The sequence below is a fragment of the Brevibacillus sp. FW301-21C12A genome (assembly GCF_058788915.1).
This window is the reverse complement of sequence record NZ_JBYTBG010000001.1, coordinates 177,326-195,399: the sequence shown is the minus strand read 5'-3', so window position 1 is coordinate 195,399 and position 18,074 is coordinate 177,326. Positions and strand designations below refer to the sequence as shown.

Annotated in this window: 16 protein-coding genes; all 16 read left to right on the top strand. The window is 52.6% G+C overall.

Annotated elements, in window-relative coordinates; genetic code table 11:
- Positions 1-16 precede the first annotated feature (16 nt).
- The 16 genes from rpsO (at position 17) to AC3WQH_RS00935 (ending at position 17,974) form a co-directional block, all read left to right on the top strand.
- On the top strand, positions 17-286 hold the full coding sequence (gene rpsO, locus AC3WQH_RS01010; protein WP_025846085.1) for a 30S ribosomal protein S15: 270 nt from the start codon (positions 17-19) through the stop codon (positions 284-286).
- Positions 287-551: 265 nt separating this feature from the next.
- Positions 552-2,699 carry a polyribonucleotide nucleotidyltransferase gene (pnp, locus tag AC3WQH_RS01005; RefSeq protein WP_007786846.1) on the top strand — a complete coding sequence of 716 codons (2,148 nt, stop codon included), beginning with the start codon at positions 552-554 and terminating at the stop codon, positions 2,697-2,699.
- Between the two features lie 143 nt (positions 2,700-2,842).
- Positions 2,843-3,814 (top strand): polysaccharide deacetylase family protein, encoded by a 972-nt coding sequence (locus AC3WQH_RS01000; protein ID WP_005834148.1) that lies wholly within the window; start codon positions 2,843-2,845, stop codon positions 3,812-3,814.
- A gap of 117 nt (positions 3,815-3,931) precedes the next feature.
- On the top strand, positions 3,932-5,185 hold the full coding sequence (locus tag AC3WQH_RS00995; RefSeq protein WP_007786849.1) for a M16 family metallopeptidase: 1,254 nt from the start codon (positions 3,932-3,934) through the stop codon (positions 5,183-5,185).
- An 88-nt stretch (positions 5,186-5,273) separates the two neighbouring features.
- Positions 5,274-5,534: a YlmC/YmxH family sporulation protein gene (locus tag AC3WQH_RS00990; RefSeq protein ID WP_005834144.1), complete on the top strand. Its 261-nt coding sequence runs from the start codon at positions 5,274-5,276 to the stop codon at positions 5,532-5,534.
- 137 nt (positions 5,535-5,671) lie between these two features.
- The gene (gene dpsA / locus AC3WQH_RS00985) at positions 5,672-6,571 is read left to right on the top strand and encodes a dipicolinate synthase subunit DpsA (protein WP_005834142.1); all 900 of its coding nucleotides are present in this window, start codon (positions 5,672-5,674) and stop codon (positions 6,569-6,571) included.
- Positions 6,568-7,164: a dipicolinate synthase subunit B gene (locus AC3WQH_RS00980; RefSeq protein WP_007786853.1), complete on the top strand. Its 597-nt coding sequence runs from the start codon at positions 6,568-6,570 to the stop codon at positions 7,162-7,164. Before dpsA ends, AC3WQH_RS00980 begins: the two co-directional genes overlap by 4 nt.
- Positions 7,165-7,219: 55 nt before the next feature.
- Complete coding sequence (locus AC3WQH_RS00975) at positions 7,220-8,260, top strand: aspartate-semialdehyde dehydrogenase (RefSeq protein WP_005834140.1); 1,041 nt, start codon at positions 7,220-7,222, stop codon at positions 8,258-8,260.
- An 11-nt stretch (positions 8,261-8,271) separates the two neighbouring features.
- Positions 8,272-9,498: an aspartate kinase gene (dapG, locus tag AC3WQH_RS00970; RefSeq protein WP_005834139.1), complete on the top strand. Its 1,227-nt coding sequence runs from the start codon at positions 8,272-8,274 to the stop codon at positions 9,496-9,498.
- 58 nt (positions 9,499-9,556) lie between these two features.
- Positions 9,557-10,423, top strand: coding sequence for a 4-hydroxy-tetrahydrodipicolinate synthase (gene dapA, locus AC3WQH_RS00965; RefSeq protein WP_005834137.1), 867 nt, complete (start codon positions 9,557-9,559; stop codon positions 10,421-10,423).
- 155 nt (positions 10,424-10,578) lie between these two features.
- Positions 10,579-12,255, top strand: coding sequence for a ribonuclease J (locus AC3WQH_RS00960; protein WP_005834135.1), 1,677 nt, complete (start codon positions 10,579-10,581; stop codon positions 12,253-12,255).
- A gap of 123 nt (positions 12,256-12,378) precedes the next feature.
- Positions 12,379-13,212, top strand: a complete 834-nt coding sequence (locus AC3WQH_RS00955; RefSeq protein ID WP_005834133.1) for a ClpP family protease — start codon at positions 12,379-12,381, stop codon at positions 13,210-13,212.
- A complete protein-coding gene (locus AC3WQH_RS00950; RefSeq protein WP_005834131.1) occupies positions 13,209-13,439 on the top strand; it encodes a YlzJ-like family protein in 231 nt (76 codons plus the stop codon). Before AC3WQH_RS00955 ends, AC3WQH_RS00950 begins: the two co-directional genes overlap by 4 nt.
- A gap of 121 nt (positions 13,440-13,560) precedes the next feature.
- Positions 13,561-15,927 (top strand): FtsK/SpoIIIE family DNA translocase, encoded by a 2,367-nt coding sequence (locus AC3WQH_RS00945; RefSeq protein ID WP_035422725.1) that lies wholly within the window; start codon positions 13,561-13,563, stop codon positions 15,925-15,927.
- Positions 15,928-16,131: 204 nt separating this feature from the next.
- Positions 16,132-16,857, top strand: a complete 726-nt coding sequence (locus AC3WQH_RS00940) for a GntR family transcriptional regulator (protein ID WP_005834128.1) — start codon at positions 16,132-16,134, stop codon at positions 16,855-16,857.
- A gap of 58 nt (positions 16,858-16,915) precedes the next feature.
- Complete coding sequence (locus AC3WQH_RS00935) at positions 16,916-17,974, top strand: BMP family ABC transporter substrate-binding protein (protein ID WP_005834125.1); 1,059 nt, start codon at positions 16,916-16,918, stop codon at positions 17,972-17,974.
- Positions 17,975-18,074: the final 100 nt, after the last annotated feature.

Sequence of the window (18,074 nt, the reverse complement as noted above, 5' to 3'; positions counted from 1 at the left end):
AAGGAGGTGAGTCATGATGGCATTGTCTCAAGAACGTAAAACTCAACTGATCCAAGAGTTCCGTACTCACGAGAACGACACCGGTTCGCCGGAAGTTCAAATCGCTATCTTGACCGAAAACATTAACAACCTGAACGGACACTTGCGTACGCACAAAAAAGATCACCACAGCCGTCGTGGTCTGTTGAAAATGGTAGGTCAACGCCGCAACCTGTTGACATACCTGCGTGAAGCAGATGTTCAACGCTATCGTTCGGTAGTAGACCGCCTGGGTCTGCGCCGCTAGTCAGCGTTTTGTAAAAAGCGGGTTCTTCCCGCTTTTTCTATCGTGTAGGAGAGCTTGGCGCTTCTTGCTGTCAGGCTCTCTGAAGCGATAACACAAAGCATGCGATACAGGCGCAATGGAATTGGCTTCAACAGAAGCTTTTTTTATTATCCAAAACGACTGCCAAAGCTCACCATTTAATTTTCACGGTGGCAGGAAATAATACATACAGGTAGAAAACAAAGTGTAGATATGCACATTGTCGCAAAGGAGGACTGCTAGCATCATGGAGCAACAATACCGTACATATGATTTTGAACTGGCAGGCCGCAAGCTGACGCTGGAATTTGGCAAAATGGCCAAACAGGCGAACGGCTCGGTTCTGGTTCGGTACGGCGATACGGCAATCCTGTCTGCAGTTACAGTCTCGAAGGAGCCGAAAGCGCTCGACTTCTTCCCGTTGACTGTCAACTATGAGGAACGTCTCTATGCGGTCGGTAAAATTCCCGGCGGCTTTATTAAAAGAGAAGGTCGCCCAAGCGAAAAAGCCATTTTGGCAAGCCGTTTGATCGACCGCCCGATCCGTCCCCTTTTTGCAGAAGGATTCCGCAACGACGTACAAATTGTCAATACTGTTCTGTCGGTTGACCAGGACTGCTCTCCGGAAATCGCCGCTATGATCGGGACGTCTGCCGCTCTATGCGTTTCCGAGATTCCGTTTGAAGGACCGATTGCCGGTGTCATCGTTGGGCGCATTGACGGCGAGTTCATCATCAACCCGACTGTGGAGCAGGCAGAAAAAAGCGATATTCACCTCGTAGTCGCAGGTACACACAAAGCGATCAACATGGTGGAAGCAGCCGCTAACCAAGTGCCAGAGTCCGTTATGCTGGAAGCGATCATGGCCGGCCATGAGGTTATCAAGCAACTGGTGGAGTTCCAAAACCAGATCGTAGCCGAAATCGGCAAAGAAAAAATGGAAGTCATCCTGCATGAAGTCGATCCGGAAATCGATCAGGCTGTGCGCGAATTTGCAGAAGCACGTCTGAAAGAAGCCGTTCGGATTGAAGAGAAGCAGGCGCGTTACGACGCGATTGACAACATCAAGGAAGAGACGAAGGAACATTTCGCTGCCAAAGATCCGGAAGCTTATCCAGAGCAGGAGAAAATGATTAGCGAAGTGCTGGGCAACATCGTCAAGGACGAAGTTCGCCGTCTCATTACAGAAGAAAAAGTTCGCCCGGATGGACGAGCTTTGAACGAAATTCGTCCGCTTTCCAGCGAGACTGGCATTTTGTCCCGCACGCACGGTTCCGCGATGTTTACCCGCGGTCAAACACAGGCGTTGAGCGTCTGCACACTGGGCGCGCTGGGCGATGTGCAAATTCTCGATGGTCTTGGACTGGAAGAATCGAAACGATTCATGCACCATTACAACTTCCCGCCTTACAGCGTAGGGGAAGCTCGTCCGCTGCGTCCTCCAGGCCGTCGCGAAATCGGGCACGGAGCGTTGGGTGAGCGTGCAATCGAGCCGATCATTCCTTCCGAGCACGAGTTCCCGTACACGATCCGCCTAGTTTCCGAAGTCATTGAGTCCAACGGCTCGACATCGCAAGCTTCCATTTGCGCGAGCGTGCTGGCTCTGATGGATGCCGGGGTACCGATCAAGGCTCCTGTAGCCGGTATCGCCATGGGCTTGATTATGAGCAAGGATGAACAGTCTTTCTCCATTTTGACAGACATCCAGGGCATGGAAGACCATTTAGGCGATATGGACTTCAAGGTAGCAGGTACCGAGGCTGGCGTAACGGCGATTCAGATGGACATCAAAATTTCCGGGATCAATCGGGAAATTTTGCAGCAAGCGCTGGAGCAAGCGCGCGAAGGTCGCCTGCACATCCTCAAGCACATGATGAGCACGATTTCCGAACCGCGCAAAGAGCTGTCTCCTTACGCGCCGAAGATTTTGACCATGACCATCAACCCGGACAAAATCCGCGATGTAATCGGCCCACAAGGTCGCGTCATCAACAAAATCATCGAAGAAACCGGCGTCAAAATCGACATCGAGCAAGATGGACGTGTGTTCATCGCTTCGATCAACCACGAAGCGAACATGCGCGCGAAGCAAATCATCGAGGACCTGGTTCGCGAGGTTGCGGTCGGCCAGATTTATCTGGGAACCGTCAAGCGCGTAGAGAAGTACGGGGCGTTCATCGAGCTGTTTGCTGGCAAGGAAGGTTTGTGTCACATCTCCCAACTGGCTGAGGAACGCGTAGCCAAGACGGAAGATGTCGTAGCAATTGGCGACAAGGTACAAGTAAAAGTAACCGAGATCGACGATCAAGGTCGCATCAACTTGTCCCGCAAAGCCGTGCTCAAGGAACAAGCGGCCGCAGCTCAGGCCGACAAGGCACCGACCCAAGCAGAATAAACGACAAACAAAAGGCTTCGTCACTCGAAGAAATTCGTGTACGGAAGCTTTTTTCTTTTGGCCAAAATGTCTAAGTCACTCGCCTCGTTCATACATTGGACAAAGAGAGACTTGTACGTACAAAGAGGAGGGCTGGCTCCACGATGGCTGAAAGAAAGAGGAGGCTGTGGGTTACGGTCTTTGTCGCAGGAGCGATGGCGCTGCTGCTGCAATACCAGCCGATCCACCAATACATCAGCTTTGTCAAAAACGATCAGGTCGTGACGGCGGAAAAAATTTTGGATGAAAAAGAGCGGTTGCGGGCCCAGATTGAGCAGTGGAAGGAAGGACGGGAGGAAGCGCCTGTCGATGCCGTCGTGGATCAGACGTGGAAAGCGATCCCTGGCTACAACGGACGCGTCGTGGACGTGGAAGCGTCCGTGGAAAAGATGCTCGCTGCCGGAGTGACCGGGCCGGAAATGCTGGTCTACAAGGAAGTTCCGCCAGCCGTCTCGCTCGATCAGCTTGGGGCGCAGCCCATCTACCGGGGAAATCCGAAGAAGCCGACCATTTCCTTCATGATTAACGTAGCCTGGGGCAATGAATACTTGGATTCGATGCTGGATACATTGGATAAGCACAAAGTGAAGACGACGTTTTTTCTCGATGGCTCATGGGTCAAACGCTATCCGGAAGAAGCGAAAAAAATTGCCGCGCGCGGCCATGAGATCGGCAATCACGCCTACTCGCATCCGGACATGAGCACGCTGGGGACGCAGCGCATCCACCAGGAGATCAGCCGCACACAGGACGTCATTTCCAAAACGCTGGGGATCAAGCCCGCCTTGTTTGCTCCCCCTTCCGGATCGTTCAACAAGCAGGTCGTGCAAATCGCGCACGCCTCCTACCAGATGAAGACGATCATGTGGACGGCCGATACCGTGGACTGGAAAAAGCCTTCCCCAAGTTTTGTCATCAAAAAAATCAGCGGCTTGATGGGCAACGGCGTCCTTGTGCTGATGCACCCGACAGCAGCCTCAGAGGCCAGTCTGGACCAGTTGCTCACGATTGCCAAGCAAAAGGGCTTGCACCCGGTCACCGTATCCGAGGTGCTCTCCAGCCGCCGCCTGCCGTGATGCGAAAACGTGTTCATTTTATTGTGGAGATAAAAGAAGTTTGCTATAGTTAGACGTGTTTACATTCACTTCCCGAAAGTTTGCGGATAGAGAGATGATTAACCGAGGAGGATTTGTGTGATACAACGTCATACGTGTGATAACGGTCTTAGAATTGTGACGGAACGTATTCCGTCTGTTCGCTCTGTTGCGCTAGGCATCTGGGTTGGGACCGGTTCGAAATATGAGAACGAGAAAAACAACGGGATTTCCCATTTTCTTGAACATATGTTTTTTAAAGGAACGAGTACGCGCTCTGCGAAAGAAATCGCGGAGACTTTTGACGAGATCGGCGGAAACGTAAACGCCTTTACTTCCAAAGAATATACTTGCTACTATGCGCGGGTGCTCGACCAGCACGCTCCGATTGCGCTGGACGTGCTGGCCGACATGTATTTCGACTCCGTATTCGATCCGGAGGAGCTGGAAAAGGAAAAAAACGTGGTCATCGAAGAGATCAGCATGTACGAAGACACGCCTGACGATCTCGTCCACGATTTGATCGCAAAAGCGACTTACAGCACGCATCCGCTCGGCTATTCGATTTTGGGAACGGAAGACGTGCTGCGCAGCCTGAAGCGTGATGACCTGCTCAGCTACATCAACGCCCACTACCTCCCGACGAACACGGTCGTAACGGTTGCCGGCAATTTTGACGACAGCCTCATTGAAGAGATCAAAAAGCGTTTCAGCGGCTTCGAGCGACCAGGCAAGCTCGCGCCTTTAGCGGAGCCTGCGTTCGCGGCAAACGCGATCGCCCACAACAAAGCTACAGAGCAAGCGCATCTGTGCCTGTCGCTGCCGGGCTTCAAGGTGGGGCATCCGGACGTTTACTCGCTCATTTTGCTGAACAACGTCCTGGGAGGCAGCATGAGCTCGCGGCTGTTCCAGGAAATTCGCGAGGAGCGGGGGCTTGCCTACTCGGTCTACTCGTACCATTCCTCCTACAAGGAAGCGGGCACGTTTACCGTCTACACGGGCACGGCGCCTGAGCACGTGGGGCAGGTGTTCGATATCGTGACGAACGTCTTGCGCGATGTGGCCGATCACGGCATCACCGACAAGGAGCTGAACAAAGGGAAGGAACAGTTGAAAGGTAGCCTCATGCTCAGTCTGGAGAGCACCAACAGCCGGATGAGCCGCCTCGGTAAAAATGAGCTGCTGCTGGAGCGCCATCTCAGCCTCGATGAAATTATCGCCAAAATCGACCGTGTCTCGCACGAATCGGTCCTGGCTGTAGCGCAAGAGCTGTTCCGCTCGAAGCTGGCGATGGCGATGGTAAGCCCGCTGGATGGATACCCGTCCAATGTGAAAAACGATCTGTTGCTCTAATAGCTTCCTCTGTGAAAAATCCGGCATAGCCCGGATTTTTTTGCGTATATCAACAGTAACGTACACAAGGACAAAGGGGGGCTTCTCCATGCGGCTTAGCGAACTGGGCGGGAAGGAAATCATCGGTTTGGACAACGGGGAAAAAATGGGGGTCATCAGCGACTCCGACCTCGTCATCCACCCGGAAAACGGCGTCATTCAGTCGATCATTTTGCCCGGCGGCAGCTTCTTTGGCTTCGGAAAAAAACGGGAGGACCTGGTTATCCCGTGGAGCTCGATCGTGAAAATCGGTCCGGACATGGTCATCATCTCGCTTGCGCAGGTAGAGACACAAGCTACGCAAAAGTAGGCGGGGGTGTCACCGAAGTAGCGGGAGTCGAATAGGATGGGGGTAGACCGCATGGATTTCCGTCAACTTTTTCAAGAGGAAAACCTTTGCGTTCCGATCATTTAATGCAGTAAAATGTGTGGAAAGGGGAACGCAGCATGCTAACCGGCATACATGTTGCCTTCATTGGCGGAGACGCTCGCCAGTTGGAAGTCATCAAGCGATGCATTCAACTGGACGCCAGTGTCACGTTAGTTGGCTTCGACAACCTGGAAAGCAATTTTACAGGGGCAACGAAGAGACCATTAACATGCGATGTGTTGAAAGACGTGGACGCCCTCATCCTGCCCATCGTAGGAACCGATGACCAAGGCTTTGTGGAAAGCATCTTTTGCTCGAAACAATTGCAGCTTCTGGATCAACACGTGGAAAGCTTGCCGAAGCATTGCGTGGTATATACGGGAATGGCAAAACCTTACCTGAAAAAACTGTTGGCATCCAAGCAGACTCCCCTCGTGGAGCTGCTGGATCGCGATGACGTAGCCATCTATAACTCCATCCCGACGGTGGAGGGAGCACTCATGATGGCGATTCAAAATACGGATATCACGATTCATGGATCTCAGTCAATCGTTTTGGGATTAGGTCGAACAGGTTTGTCTATGGCCCGGGCCCTGCATGCACTGGGAGCGCGTGTTAGAGTGGGGGCTAGGCGTCAGGAACACTTGGCACGCATCTATGAGATGGGATTGACTCCCTTCCCGATCAGTGAGCTAAAGCAACAAGTCACGAATGCTGATTTCATTTTTAATACCGTCCCGCAGTTACTCCTCACGGCAGAGATCATTGCGCAAATGCCGCAATCGGCGTTTATTCTCGATCTTGCCTCCAAGCCGGGAGGGACAGATTTTCGATACGCCGAAAGACGAGGCATCAAAGCGCTTCTCGCTCCCGGATTACCTGGAATCGTTGCACCGAAAACCGCAGGGCAGATTTTGGCCCAGATTTTGTCGCGTCTCATTGCGGAGCAGAGGAGAACCAGGGGGGAGTCAACATGAGCATGCTGCAGGGAAAGACCATTGGCTTTGGATTGTCAGGATCGCATTGCACGTTTGAAGAAACCATGCCGCAAATCAAGCGGTTTGTGGACGCCGGAGCGAGAGTGATTCCGATCGTTTCGAATACGATCATGACGACGGACACGCGCTTTGGAACCTCGCAGAGCTGGCAACAGCAGCTCAAGGATTTGACAGGGGAGGAACTGATTTCGACGATTCCCCAGGCAGAACCTTTGGGACCTTCAAAATTGTTGGACGTGATGGTGATTGCTCCCTGCACGGGCAGCTCGACCAGCCGTCTGGCAAATGCCATCACCGACAGCGCGGTACTCATGGCTGCCAAGGCGACCATGCGCAATTTGCGACCGCTTGTCATCGCAATCTCCACCAATGATGGTCTGGGATTAAACGCTGCCAATATTGCCAAGCTGTTGGCGGCGAAGAATATCTATTTCGTGCCGTTCGGGCAGGATGCTCCGGACAAAAAGCCAAACTCGCTCGTTGCCCGCATGGACCTGTTACTGGAAACATGCGAGGCGGCATTGGAAGGTAGGCAATTGCAACCCTTGCTCATCGAAAGATTCAACTACTAAACCAAACACAAAAAAACAATTCACCTGCTTTTCGCGATTAGGAGGAGAGTAAGAGATGGCTAACCAACTGACTTACAATGTAGCAGTAGTCGGTGCGACTGGCGCAGTCGGACAACAAATGATTCGCTTACTGGAAGAGCGCAACTTCCCGATTAAACAGCTCAAGCTGCTTGCTTCCGGACGTTCTGCCGGCAAGACAGTCACGTTCAAGGGACAAGAAGTTGTCCTGGAAGAAGCTACTCCTGAGAGCTTTGCGGGAATCGATTTTGCCCTGTTCAGCGCGGGAGGAGGCGTGAGCAAGGAACTGGCTCCTCACGCTGTGCGTCACGGCGCCGTCGTAATCGACAACACCAGCGCATTCCGGATGGACCCGGATGTGCCGCTCGTTGTGCCAGAGGTGAACATGGACGCCGCTCTCGCTCATAAAGGAATCATTGCGAATCCAAACTGCTCTACCATTCAGATGGTAGCCGCTCTGAAACCCTTGTATGATCGTTTTGGAATAGACCGCATTATCGTTTCTACTTACCAGGCAGTGTCTGGTGCCGGCCAGTCCGCAATCAACGAGCTGCGCGACCAGAGCCGCGACGTTCTGGACGGAAAAGAAGCAGAATGTCATGTCCTGCCTGTAGGAAAACTGCCTGTTCACCATCAAATTGCCTTCAACGCGATTCCGCAAATTGATGTGTTTACTGACAACGGCTTTACTTACGAAGAGATGAAAATGGTCAATGAAACCAAAAAAATCTTCGGTGATGACACTGTGCAGGTTTCTGCCACATGCGTACGCATTCCGGTCGTTTACGGACACAGTGAGTCAGTTTACGTGGAGCTGAAACAGGATTACGACCTGAACGAGGTAAGAGCTCTCCTGGAGAACGCCCCAGGCGTTGTGGTGGTAGATGCGCCGCAAGAACAGCAATATCCTCTGGCTACGGATGCTACCGGCAAGCTAGATGTGTTTGTCGGCCGCTTGCGTCGTGATCTCCATCATCCTCGAGGACTGCATATGTGGATCGTTTCTGACAACCTTCTCAAAGGTGCAGCATGGAATACAGTACAAATCGCTGAAGAACTCATCAAAGCAAGAGCATAGGGGAGAGGTTTGTGAAGATTCTCGTCCAGAAGTTCGGTGGTTCTTCCTTGACGACGGAAGATTGCCGGATGAGGGCAATCTACCATATAGAAAAAGCGATCGACGAAGGCTATGCCCTCGTCGTTGTCGTATCGGCCATGGGGCGCAAAGGCGACCCGTACGCAACCGATACACTTTTGCAGTTGGTTCGCAGCAATGGGAACCAACTGCCTCGCCGCGAGATGGATATGCTGATGCATACAGGGGAGATCATCTCCGCGACTGTCATGTGCAGCATGCTCAATTCCCGCGGCATCAAGGCTACTATCTTGACTGGCGGCCAGGCCAACATCGTGACGAGCGACGATTTTACGAATGCGCAAATTATGTCGATTGACCCGAGCCGCATTTTGCAAGACCTGCATGCAGGCCAAGTCGTGATCGTGCCCGGCTTCCAGGGGCGGACAGAGAATTGGGAAATTACGACGCTGGGACGCGGTGGCAGCGACACGACAGCTACAGCTCTCGGCGTTGCCCTGCAAGCGGAGATGGTAGACATTTTTACGGATGTAGAGGGCATCATGACAGCGGACCCGCGCATCGTCGAAGAAGCGCAGCCGCTCGAAATGGTGACGTACACCGAGATTTGCAACATGGCTCACCTGGGAGCAAAAGTGATTCATCCGCGGGCGGTAGAAATCGCTATGCAGGCCAACGTGCCGATTCGCGTTCGCTCTACGTTTTCGGACGACCCTGGCACACTTGTGACGACCATGCTGGAGATCGGCAAGAAGGGGTATTCGGTTCAGGACAGGGTCGTCATGGGGATTGCCCACGTGCCGAACATTACCCAGATCAAGGTGGCCAACAAGGAAGGCTACTACGATACACAACTGCAAGTATTCAAAACGATGGCAACGAATAACATCAGTGTCGATTTCATCAACGTGAATCCGCTGGGGGTTGCCTACACCGTTCACGACGAGATGGGACCGAAAGCAGCGCGGCTCTTGACAGATATGGGCTACGAACCGCAACTGCTGCCGCATTGCGCAAAGGTTTCCGTCATCGGGGCAGGAATGACAGGAGTGCCGGGCGTCATGGCACGAATCGTTGAGGCTCTGACGCAAGAAGACATTCAGATTTTGCAATCGGCCGACTCCCATACGACCATTTGGGTACTGGTGCATGAGGCGGAAATGGTGCGGGCCGTACGTGCCTTGCATCAACAGTTCAATCTGCATGCCCACCATATGTGAGCACTCTTATTTTCATTTTTGATGCCTACTGATTACAACAAGAGGAGTTGGAAAGCTAGTGGCACGTTTTGGTCGGCTGGTTACCGCCATGGTAACGCCTTTTAATGAACAATTACAGATTGATTTCGATAAAACGGAGCGCCTGATCGATCACCTGATTGCCAACGGGACGACAGGCATCGTACTGAGCGGAACGACAGGCGAGTCGCCGACGCTCTCCCGCGCTGAGAAGCTGGAACTGTTTCGCCACGCCGTTGCGTATGCAAAAGGCAAGTGCCACATTATCGCCGGAACGGGCAGCAACGACACCGCGTCCAGCATCGAGTTCACCCAGGAGGTTCAGTCCATCGGCGTAGACGCTGTCATGGTTGTGGCTCCTTACTACAGCAAGCCGTCCCAGGAAGGTCTGTACGCTCATTTCAAAGCATTGGCAGAGTCGACGGACCTCCCTGTCATGCTGTACAACGTACCTGGCCGCTCGGTTGTGAACATGACGGCAGAGACGACCTTGCGTCTGGCAAAGCTGCCCAACGTCGTTTGCATTAAGGAAGCTTCCGGCAACCTGGGGCAGATGGCGCAAATTATCGAGCATGCTCCGGAAGGCTTCGAGCTGTACAGCGGTGACGACGGCTTGACGTTGCCCATCCTGTCGATTGGCGGGGTAGGCATTGTCAGTGTGGCGAGCCACGTTGTCGGCCCGCAAATGACCGAGATGATGGACGCCTTCTTCCAAGGAAAACACGCGGAAGCGGCGAGCATTCACCGCAAGCTGATGCCTGTGTTTGAAGGGCTGTTCGCGTATCCGAGCCCGGGGCCGACCAAAGTCGCGCTGGAAAAGCTCGGCGTTTCCGTGGGGGGAGTACGTCTGCCATTGGTGGAGCTGAACGAACAGGAAAAAGCATTTGTTCACTCGTTGTTTGCCTAACTGAAAAAAGCACGAGATGCGTAAAAGAGCCATTCCACAATTGGGATGGCTCTTTTTCCTTGTGTTCGGGTTTTCACTTCGGGTATAATGAAAATAAGTGATTTGGGGCGGTTTTTTTGAGTGGACATGACAACTAAATATAGGAGGTTACACGTTTGGCAAAGTCGAATCACTCTGTTCTCATTTTCGCCCTGGGCGGAGTCGGCGAAATTGGGAAGAATATGTATGTGGTACAAAGCGGGGACGACATCGTAGTGATTGATGCCGGATTGAAATTCCCGGAAGAGGAAATGCTGGGAATTGACATGGTGATTCCGGACATCACCTACTTGGAAGAGAACCGCGACAAAGTTCGGGGTATCATTATTACGCATGGACACGAAGATCATATCGGCGGCCTCAGCTATGTGCTGAAGCATTTGAAAGTCCCGGTTTATGCGACAAAACTTACCCTCGGCCTGATTGATGCAAAATTGAAAGAAGCGGGTATTCTAAACGAAACGAAGCGAGTATTGATTAACAGCGATTCAGAGGTCGTCCTCGGAAAAATGAAAGCGACTTTTTTCCGGGTGAATCACAGTATTCCGGATTGTGTGGGAGTATGCCTGGAAACGCCTGAAGGCTACGTCGTCCACACAGGAGACTTCAAGTTCGACCAAACACCGATCAACAACCAGGCTGCCGATCTGGCAAAAATGGCCATGATTGGCGATCGTGGTGTATTGTGCTTGCTGTCTGACAGTACGAATGCGGAACGGCCTGGATTTACCGGATCGGAACGCTCTGTCGGCATCGCGATCAAAGACGTCTTCAGCAAGGCGACGGGACGAATCGTCGTCTCTACCTTCGCGTCGAACGTGCACCGCATCCAGCAAGTCGTGGATGCAGCCGTGCAGTTCAACCGCAAGCTGACAGTTGTCGGCCGGAGCATGCAAAACGTCATCAATATCAGCAGAGAGCTGGGCTATTTGTTCGTTCCGGAAGGCTTGATTGTCGAGAGCGACGAAATCAACAAGCTGCCTGCTGAGCAAGTCGTTATTTTATCTACTGGAAGCCAAGGAGAGCCAATGTCTGCGCTCACACGCATGGCCCGATCCGCCCATCGGAAAATTGACATCCTTCCAGGAGATACGGTCATTATTGCAGCGACCCCGATTCCGGGAAATGAAAAGTATGTAGCGCGCACGATTGACCAGCTTTCGAGAATTGGCGCTGATGTGATTTATGGCGGCCATGGACCTAACGGAACCGTCCACGTCTCCGGTCATGGCAGTCAGGAAGAACTGCGACTGATGCTGAATTTAATGAAGCCTAAGTACTTTATTCCCGTTCACGGCGAATACCGGATGCTGAAAATGCATTCCTTGCTGGCTGAACAGGTGGGCATTCCAGAGGAGAACATCTTTTTGCTGGATAACGGCGACACGGTGGAAATCTCCGGGGGCCGGGCGCGTTATGGCCCGAAAGTCCACGCAGGCAATGTCCTGATTGACGGCCTGGGTGTCGGCGATGTTGGAAACATCGTACTTAGAGATCGCAAATTACTGTCCCAAGACGGCATACTGGTAGTTGTCGTTACACTCAGCAAACAAAATGGCACGATTTTGTCTGGTCCAGACATCATCTCTCGCGGTTTCGTCTACGTGCGTGAATCCGAGGAGCTGCTGGATGAAGCGAATCGCATAGTGACCCAAACACTTGTCAAGTGCATGGAAGAAAATGTAAACGAATGGTCATCCCTCAAAAACAACGTAAAAGAATCATTGGGACGTTATTTGTACGAGCAAACTCGTCGCCGTCCGATGATCTTGCCGATTATCATGGAAGTGTAAGGCTAGGAAAAGAGTCAGGAATCCCCCAAAACAACGGGGTTCCTGGCTTTTTTTGGTCTTTCGCGGCGCATGATTTTCCCATCTGCTATCCATACTACAGAGGAAAGTGAGGGAGGATCATCCATGTCGAAGCAACCATACAACCAATTTTTAAATAGGCCGCCTTTTACAAGCTCACTGGCGAACAACGACAAAGGCGCAGCCTCGGAAAGCACGCCTCCGGACGGACAGGAGCCTGCTGCTACGCCGCCTGCGGAAGCGCCAGCCCAGGAAGATCCGAAGAAAAAGCTTCTGGACTCGATCAGCCAATTGGGGCAAACGAACGTACCGCAGTTGGAAAGCAATATTTATTGTATGACCATTATCGGACAAGTAGAAGGGCATATTCAGTTACCGCCGCAAAACAAGACGACCAAGTACGAACACCTCATCCCGCAACTGGTTGCAGCCGAGCAAAACAGCAAGATCGAAGGAGTTCTCGTCATTTTGAACACCGTGGGCGGAGACGTGGAAGCAGGACTCGCGATTGCCGAGATGGTAGCCTCGATGTCCAAACCTGTCGTGACCCTTGTTCTCGGCGGCGGTCACAGCATTGGCGTTCCGATTGCGGTTGCCGGCACGTATTCGTTTATTGCGGAAACGGCGACGATGACGATTCACCCGATTCGGCTGACCGGACTCGTGATCGGCGTTCCGCAAACCTTTGAATACTTGGACAAGATGCAGGATCGCGTCGTCAGCTTTATCGCCCGTCATTCGAATATTTCCGAAGAGAAGTTTCGCGAGCTGATGACGCGCACAGGCGAGCTGACGCGTGACATCGGAACGAATGTCATCGGCGTCGATGCCGTCAAGTACGGCTTGATCGACGAGGTCGGCGGTCTGGGCAAGGCGCTGAAAAAACTGAATGAGCTGATTGAAAAAGCAAGAAACGGGGAGGGGCGGGTTCTTCAATGATTTTATACTCGATTATCCCGACGGAGACGGTTTTTGCCAACATGGACCAGGTGGAAAAGCAGGAACTGGAAGAGATTACGAACGGCCATGCGACTATGCTGGTGGAGCGGACCGGACCGTATGAGGGAAGAATCGTCAGGCTGATTAGCCCGGACCCGCAAGACTATTTGAAAGCCCATTACGCCCCCGGACAAAAAGTTCAGTTTCACCCCGAATGGCTCGTCTAAGAAGTCCTGTATTTCTATGAATTTCCTGTGTTATACTAATGATGTACGAACAGCAGCCGAACAAAATACGGCTGCCTTTTTACCATTTTTGTACATAGCGTTAGTGAGCACAGAAGGAGGCGTGCCATTGAGTAGGAGAAAAAGAGAGCGGTCACAAGCGGCATTGGCCTCGGTTGTCAAAATAGAGCTGCTCGGATTGCTCATTATTGTGCTGTCCTTGATCGGACTTCTGGAAAGCGGATGGCTGGGCAAAAATATTCTGGCGTTTATGTTCCGGTTCGTTGCCGGCTCCTGGGATTTTCTCATCCCTGTGCTGATGATCGGAATGGCTGTCCACATGATGTTTACGAGACAGGCGCCGCGGCTCACCTATCGCGTGCTTGGGATTGCGCTGATCGGTGTAGCGATCCTGACGTGGGACCATATGATTTTGTACAAGCAGATCACGGCTGACGGCAAATTCGCCGAGCAGAGCATCATTCGGGTCACATGGGACAGAATTTGGCTCGATCACAGCCAAAAAGTGTCCACGACCGGAGTGGGCGGGGGCATGGTGGGGGCGCTTTTCTTCGCTGTCACAAACGGCCTCGTCGGAACGATCGGGACTGGCTTAATTATCGTCTTTTTGTTTCTCGTCGGTCTTATGTTTCTGTTCAATCTTTCTTATGTGAACATTTTGATGTTTGTCCGGGACAAAATCGCACTTTTCTACGGCAAGGCGAAGGAGACGGTCAAAGACTCCGTGCAGCTTTTGCAGGAAGAGGGCGAGCGCCGGAAAAAAGAGGCGAAGGAAGCGGACGCGCAGCGCAAGCAGAAGCTGGCAGAAGCTGGCGAGCCTGACCCGGATGCGATTTCTGTGCGAGAGCTGAAGGCGAACTTCGACGAGCAGGCAGCGGAGCAGCCTGTCATTCCTGTCATTCACGATTTTGCCGACCGGATCGCGATGGAAGACGATGGGGGGCCGGCAGAGCCTGCGCAAACGCCCAAGCCTGTTGCCGCACAACCGAAACAGGAAATTACGTTTGCCCTGGAAGGCGACGAAGAGATTTTCGGGACGCTGGAGACGGCAGAAGAACAGCCAGCGGTGCCATATGAGCTGCCGAGCTTGCAGATGCTGTCCAGACCGCGTTCAACGGGAACGGCCAAAGATGTGGACCACACCTCGAATGCGCTCAAGCTGGTGCAAACGTTGAAAAGCTTTGGCGTAAGCGCGACGGTTTCCGAAGTGCATCGCGGCCCGGCCGTCACCCGCTACGAGGTGCAGCCAGCCACGGGGGTAAAAGTGAGCCGGATTGTCAGTTTGACAGACGACCTGGCGCTGGCGCTTGCAGCCAAAGACATTCGCATCGAGGCGCCGATTCCAGGCAAATCGGCGATCGGTATCGAGGTTCCCAACTCCGAGGTAGCCGTCGTGTCGCTTCGCGAAGTGCTGGAATCGCCGCAATATCAGGATGCGCCAGGCAAATTGACCGTTGCTTTGGGCCGCGATATTTCGGGCCAGCCGATCGTGGCCGATCTGACGAAAATGCCGCACTTGCTGGTGGCCGGAGCTACGGGCAGCGGGAAGTCAGTCTGCATCAACGGCTTGATTATGAGCATCTTGTTCAAGGCGAAACCGGACGAAGTCAAGCTGATGATGGTTGACCCGAAAATGGTCGAGCTGAACGTTTACAACGGCATCCCGCATTTGCTGGCCCCGGTCGTGACAGATCCGAAGCGGGCTTCGGTCGCGCTGAAAAAAGTCGTGGCCGAAATGGAGCGGCGCTACAACCTGTTTGCGAAAACGGGCAGCCGCAACATCGAGATGTACAATGCGCAAGTGCAGGGCCCGCCTTTACCGTACATCGTCGTCATCGTCGACGAGCTGGCTGACCTGATGATGGTCGCCCCAGGCGAGGTCGAGGACGCGATTTGCCGCCTCGCGCAAATGGCGCGCGCTTCCGGCATTCATTTGATTATTGCGACACAGCGTCCTTCTGTTGACGTCATCACAGGGGTCATCAAGGCGAACATCCCTTCCCGGATCGCCTTTGGCGTCTCCTCGATGGCGGACTCCCGCACGATTCTCGACATGGGCGGAGCGGAGAAGTTGCTGGGCAGAGGCGACATGCTCTCCTTGCCGATGGGAGCCTCCAAGCCGATTCGCGTGCAAGGCGCCTTCGTCTCTGACAAGGAAGTCGAGGAAGTTGTCCGCTTTGTCAAAGAGCAGCAGGAAGTGCGCTACAACGAAGAAATGATTCCGGGAGAAGTGCAGGAGGAGCAGCAGGCTGTCGTGGATGACGAGCTGTACGATCAGGCTGTCCAGATCGTGTCAGAAGCGCAAACGGCCTCGGCCTCGCTTTTGCAGCGGCGTTTGCGGGTAGGCTACACGCGAGCGGCTCGGTTGATCGACATGATGGAAGCGCAAGGAGTCGTCGGCCCGTACGAAGGGTCGAAGCCGCGAGAGGTCCGTGTGCCTCGTCCTTCCATTGAATCCAATATTTCCTAAATCCCTTGACTTTGCTGGTGTCGTGCAACTGGCAAAGTCATTTTTTCTGGCCGCAGTTAAAAATATTTGACTTGCATGATGGACGACCCTCATGTAAAATTTTTAACAGATTGAGGGGAATTGTTGTTATCACGTCTCATGAGAATCAGAGGTCTGACGTCCTACCTGTTGGGATGGCTAGCGGACAACAGGAGTGAATTGACGATGAGCATCAAAGGGAATGTTCGATCACTTTTCCTCTTGGTTATGGACAAAATCAAGAGTGATATCGAAACCGGACAACTGCGTCCCGGTGAACGCCTCCCATCCGAAGCCGAACTATCCAAGCAGTTAGGCGTAAGCAGGGCAACCCTTCGCGAGGCGCTCCGTCTTCTGGAAGAAGAGAAAATTGTCATTCGCAGACACGGTGTAGGGACATTTATCAATTCCAAACCTGTTTTTTCAGGCGGAATTGGGGAACTCTTTAGTGTGACGGATGCAATTGAACGCCAAGGATACACAGCAGGAACGATGATCCTGAAGACGTACTTTGGCGAGGCAGGAGACGAGGAGCGGAAAAGCTTGGCCTTGAATCCGGGCGAAGGCGTGCTGACGGTAGAGCGCATTCGGACGGCCGACGGCGAACCAGTGGTCTACTGTATCGACCGTATTCCTGCGCGCTTGGTGCCAGAAGGCTACACGGCTGGCGGGGAGTCCATTTTCAAATGGCTGGAGAGCGCTACAGGGGTGCGAATTTCGTATGCAGTGGCTCACATTGAACCCATGGGCTACAATGAAAAGGTTTCCAATCTGCTGCACTGCGACAAATCTACACCATTGCTCTTGCTCAAGCAGATTCATTACGACGAAAGTGAAAAGCCGGTTTTATACTCCCATAACTACTTCAGAGCTGACAAAATTCACTTTCACGTCGTGCGGAGACGGTTGTAATCGTGGGGGAAACCTCACTCAACAATTTTCATCAACCAAAAACAGGGGGTAATCTCAGATGAAGAAAGTTCTATCCGTGCTTTCTGTGGCAACACTCAGCCTGTCGCTTGTTCTTGCTGGCTGCGGAAGCAAACCAGAAGCACAACCTCAAGGTCAGACTGGCGCAAGCAATGGCGGCGCTGAAGGCGGTGCCAAAACAGCGATCCGAGTTGGTATGGTTACGGACGTTGGCGGCGTAAACGACAACTCCTTCAACCAAAGTGCCTGGGAAGGTCTGCAACGTTTCCAAACCGAGCTGAACCTGCCAAAAGACAGCGTAAACTATCTGCAATCCACCAGCGATGCTGAGTATGTACCTAACCTGACTCAATTTGTAAAAGACAAATGGGATCTGACTTGGGGTATCGGTTTCCTGATGGGCGATCACCTGAAAAAAGTAGCTGACGAAAACAAAGATGCGAAACTGGCGATCATTGACGCGGAAGTAGATGCGCCTAACGTGGAATCCGTTCTCTTCAAAGAGCACGAAGGTTCCTTCCTCGCTGGGGTAGTAGCAGCGAAAATGACCAAAACGAAAACAGTCGGTTTCGTTGGTGGCGTTGAAATCCCGGTTATCAAACGTTTCGAAGTTGGTTTCGAAGCAGGGGTAAAAGCGGCTGATCCTAGCGTTAAAGTAATCAAAGTGTACACAGGTGCATTTGACAAGCCTGACCTTGGCAAATCCACTGCTTCCCAAATGTACGGTCAAGGCGCTGACATCATCTTCCACGCTTCCGGCGGTACAGGTGATGGCGTATTTAACGAAGCAAAAGACCGCAAAGCTAAAGGCGAAAACGTTTGGGTAATCGGTGTAGACAAAGACCAATCCCTGACATTCGGTGACGAGATTACTCTCACTTCCATGGTAAAACGCGTTGACGAAGCTGTATTCCGTGTATCCAAAGACCTGTCCGAAGGTAAATTCGAGGGCGGTAAAATCAAATGGCTCGGTCTTGCTGAAGACGGTGTAGGCTTGGCTTCCACTTCCAATAAGAACGTTCCAGAAGACGTACTGAAGCTGGTTGAAGAATACAAGCAAAAAATCGTTAAAGGCGAAATCTCGGTGCCAGACAAGTAAAACGATGAAGCGGCAAATGGACAAGGCTGGTTCTAGGAACTGGCCTTGTTCTTTACCTTCACACTAAACCCAAAAAAATGGGGTGAGCATGGTTGAGTTC

What these genes read in the sequence shown, in the direction of transcription:
- AC3WQH_RS00990 (WP_005834144.1), top strand. Translation starts at nt 5,274, where the DNA reads ATGCGGCTTAGCGAACTGGGCGGGAAGGAAATCATCGGTTTGGACAAC.
- AC3WQH_RS00980 (WP_007786853.1), top strand. Translation starts at nt 6,568, where the DNA reads ATGAGCATGCTGCAGGGAAAGACCATTGGCTTTGGATTGTCAGGATCG.
- AC3WQH_RS00950 (WP_005834131.1), top strand. Translation starts at nt 13,209, where the DNA reads ATGATTTTATACTCGATTATCCCGACGGAGACGGTTTTTGCCAACATG.
- AC3WQH_RS01000 (WP_005834148.1), top strand. Translation starts at nt 2,843, where the DNA reads ATGGCTGAAAGAAAGAGGAGGCTGTGGGTTACGGTCTTTGTCGCAGGA.
- dpsA (WP_005834142.1), top strand. Translation starts at nt 5,672, where the DNA reads ATGCTAACCGGCATACATGTTGCCTTCATTGGCGGAGACGCTCGCCAG.
- AC3WQH_RS00955 (WP_005834133.1), top strand. Translation starts at nt 12,379, where the DNA reads ATGTCGAAGCAACCATACAACCAATTTTTAAATAGGCCGCCTTTTACA.
- AC3WQH_RS00940 (WP_005834128.1), top strand. Translation starts at nt 16,132, where the DNA reads ATGAGCATCAAAGGGAATGTTCGATCACTTTTCCTCTTGGTTATGGAC.
- rpsO (WP_025846085.1), top strand. Translation starts at nt 17, where the DNA reads ATGGCATTGTCTCAAGAACGTAAAACTCAACTGATCCAAGAGTTCCGT.
- pnp (WP_007786846.1), top strand. Translation starts at nt 552, where the DNA reads ATGGAGCAACAATACCGTACATATGATTTTGAACTGGCAGGCCGCAAG.
- AC3WQH_RS00935 (WP_005834125.1), top strand. Translation starts at nt 16,916, where the DNA reads ATGAAGAAAGTTCTATCCGTGCTTTCTGTGGCAACACTCAGCCTGTCG.
- AC3WQH_RS00975 (WP_005834140.1), top strand. Translation starts at nt 7,220, where the DNA reads ATGGCTAACCAACTGACTTACAATGTAGCAGTAGTCGGTGCGACTGGC.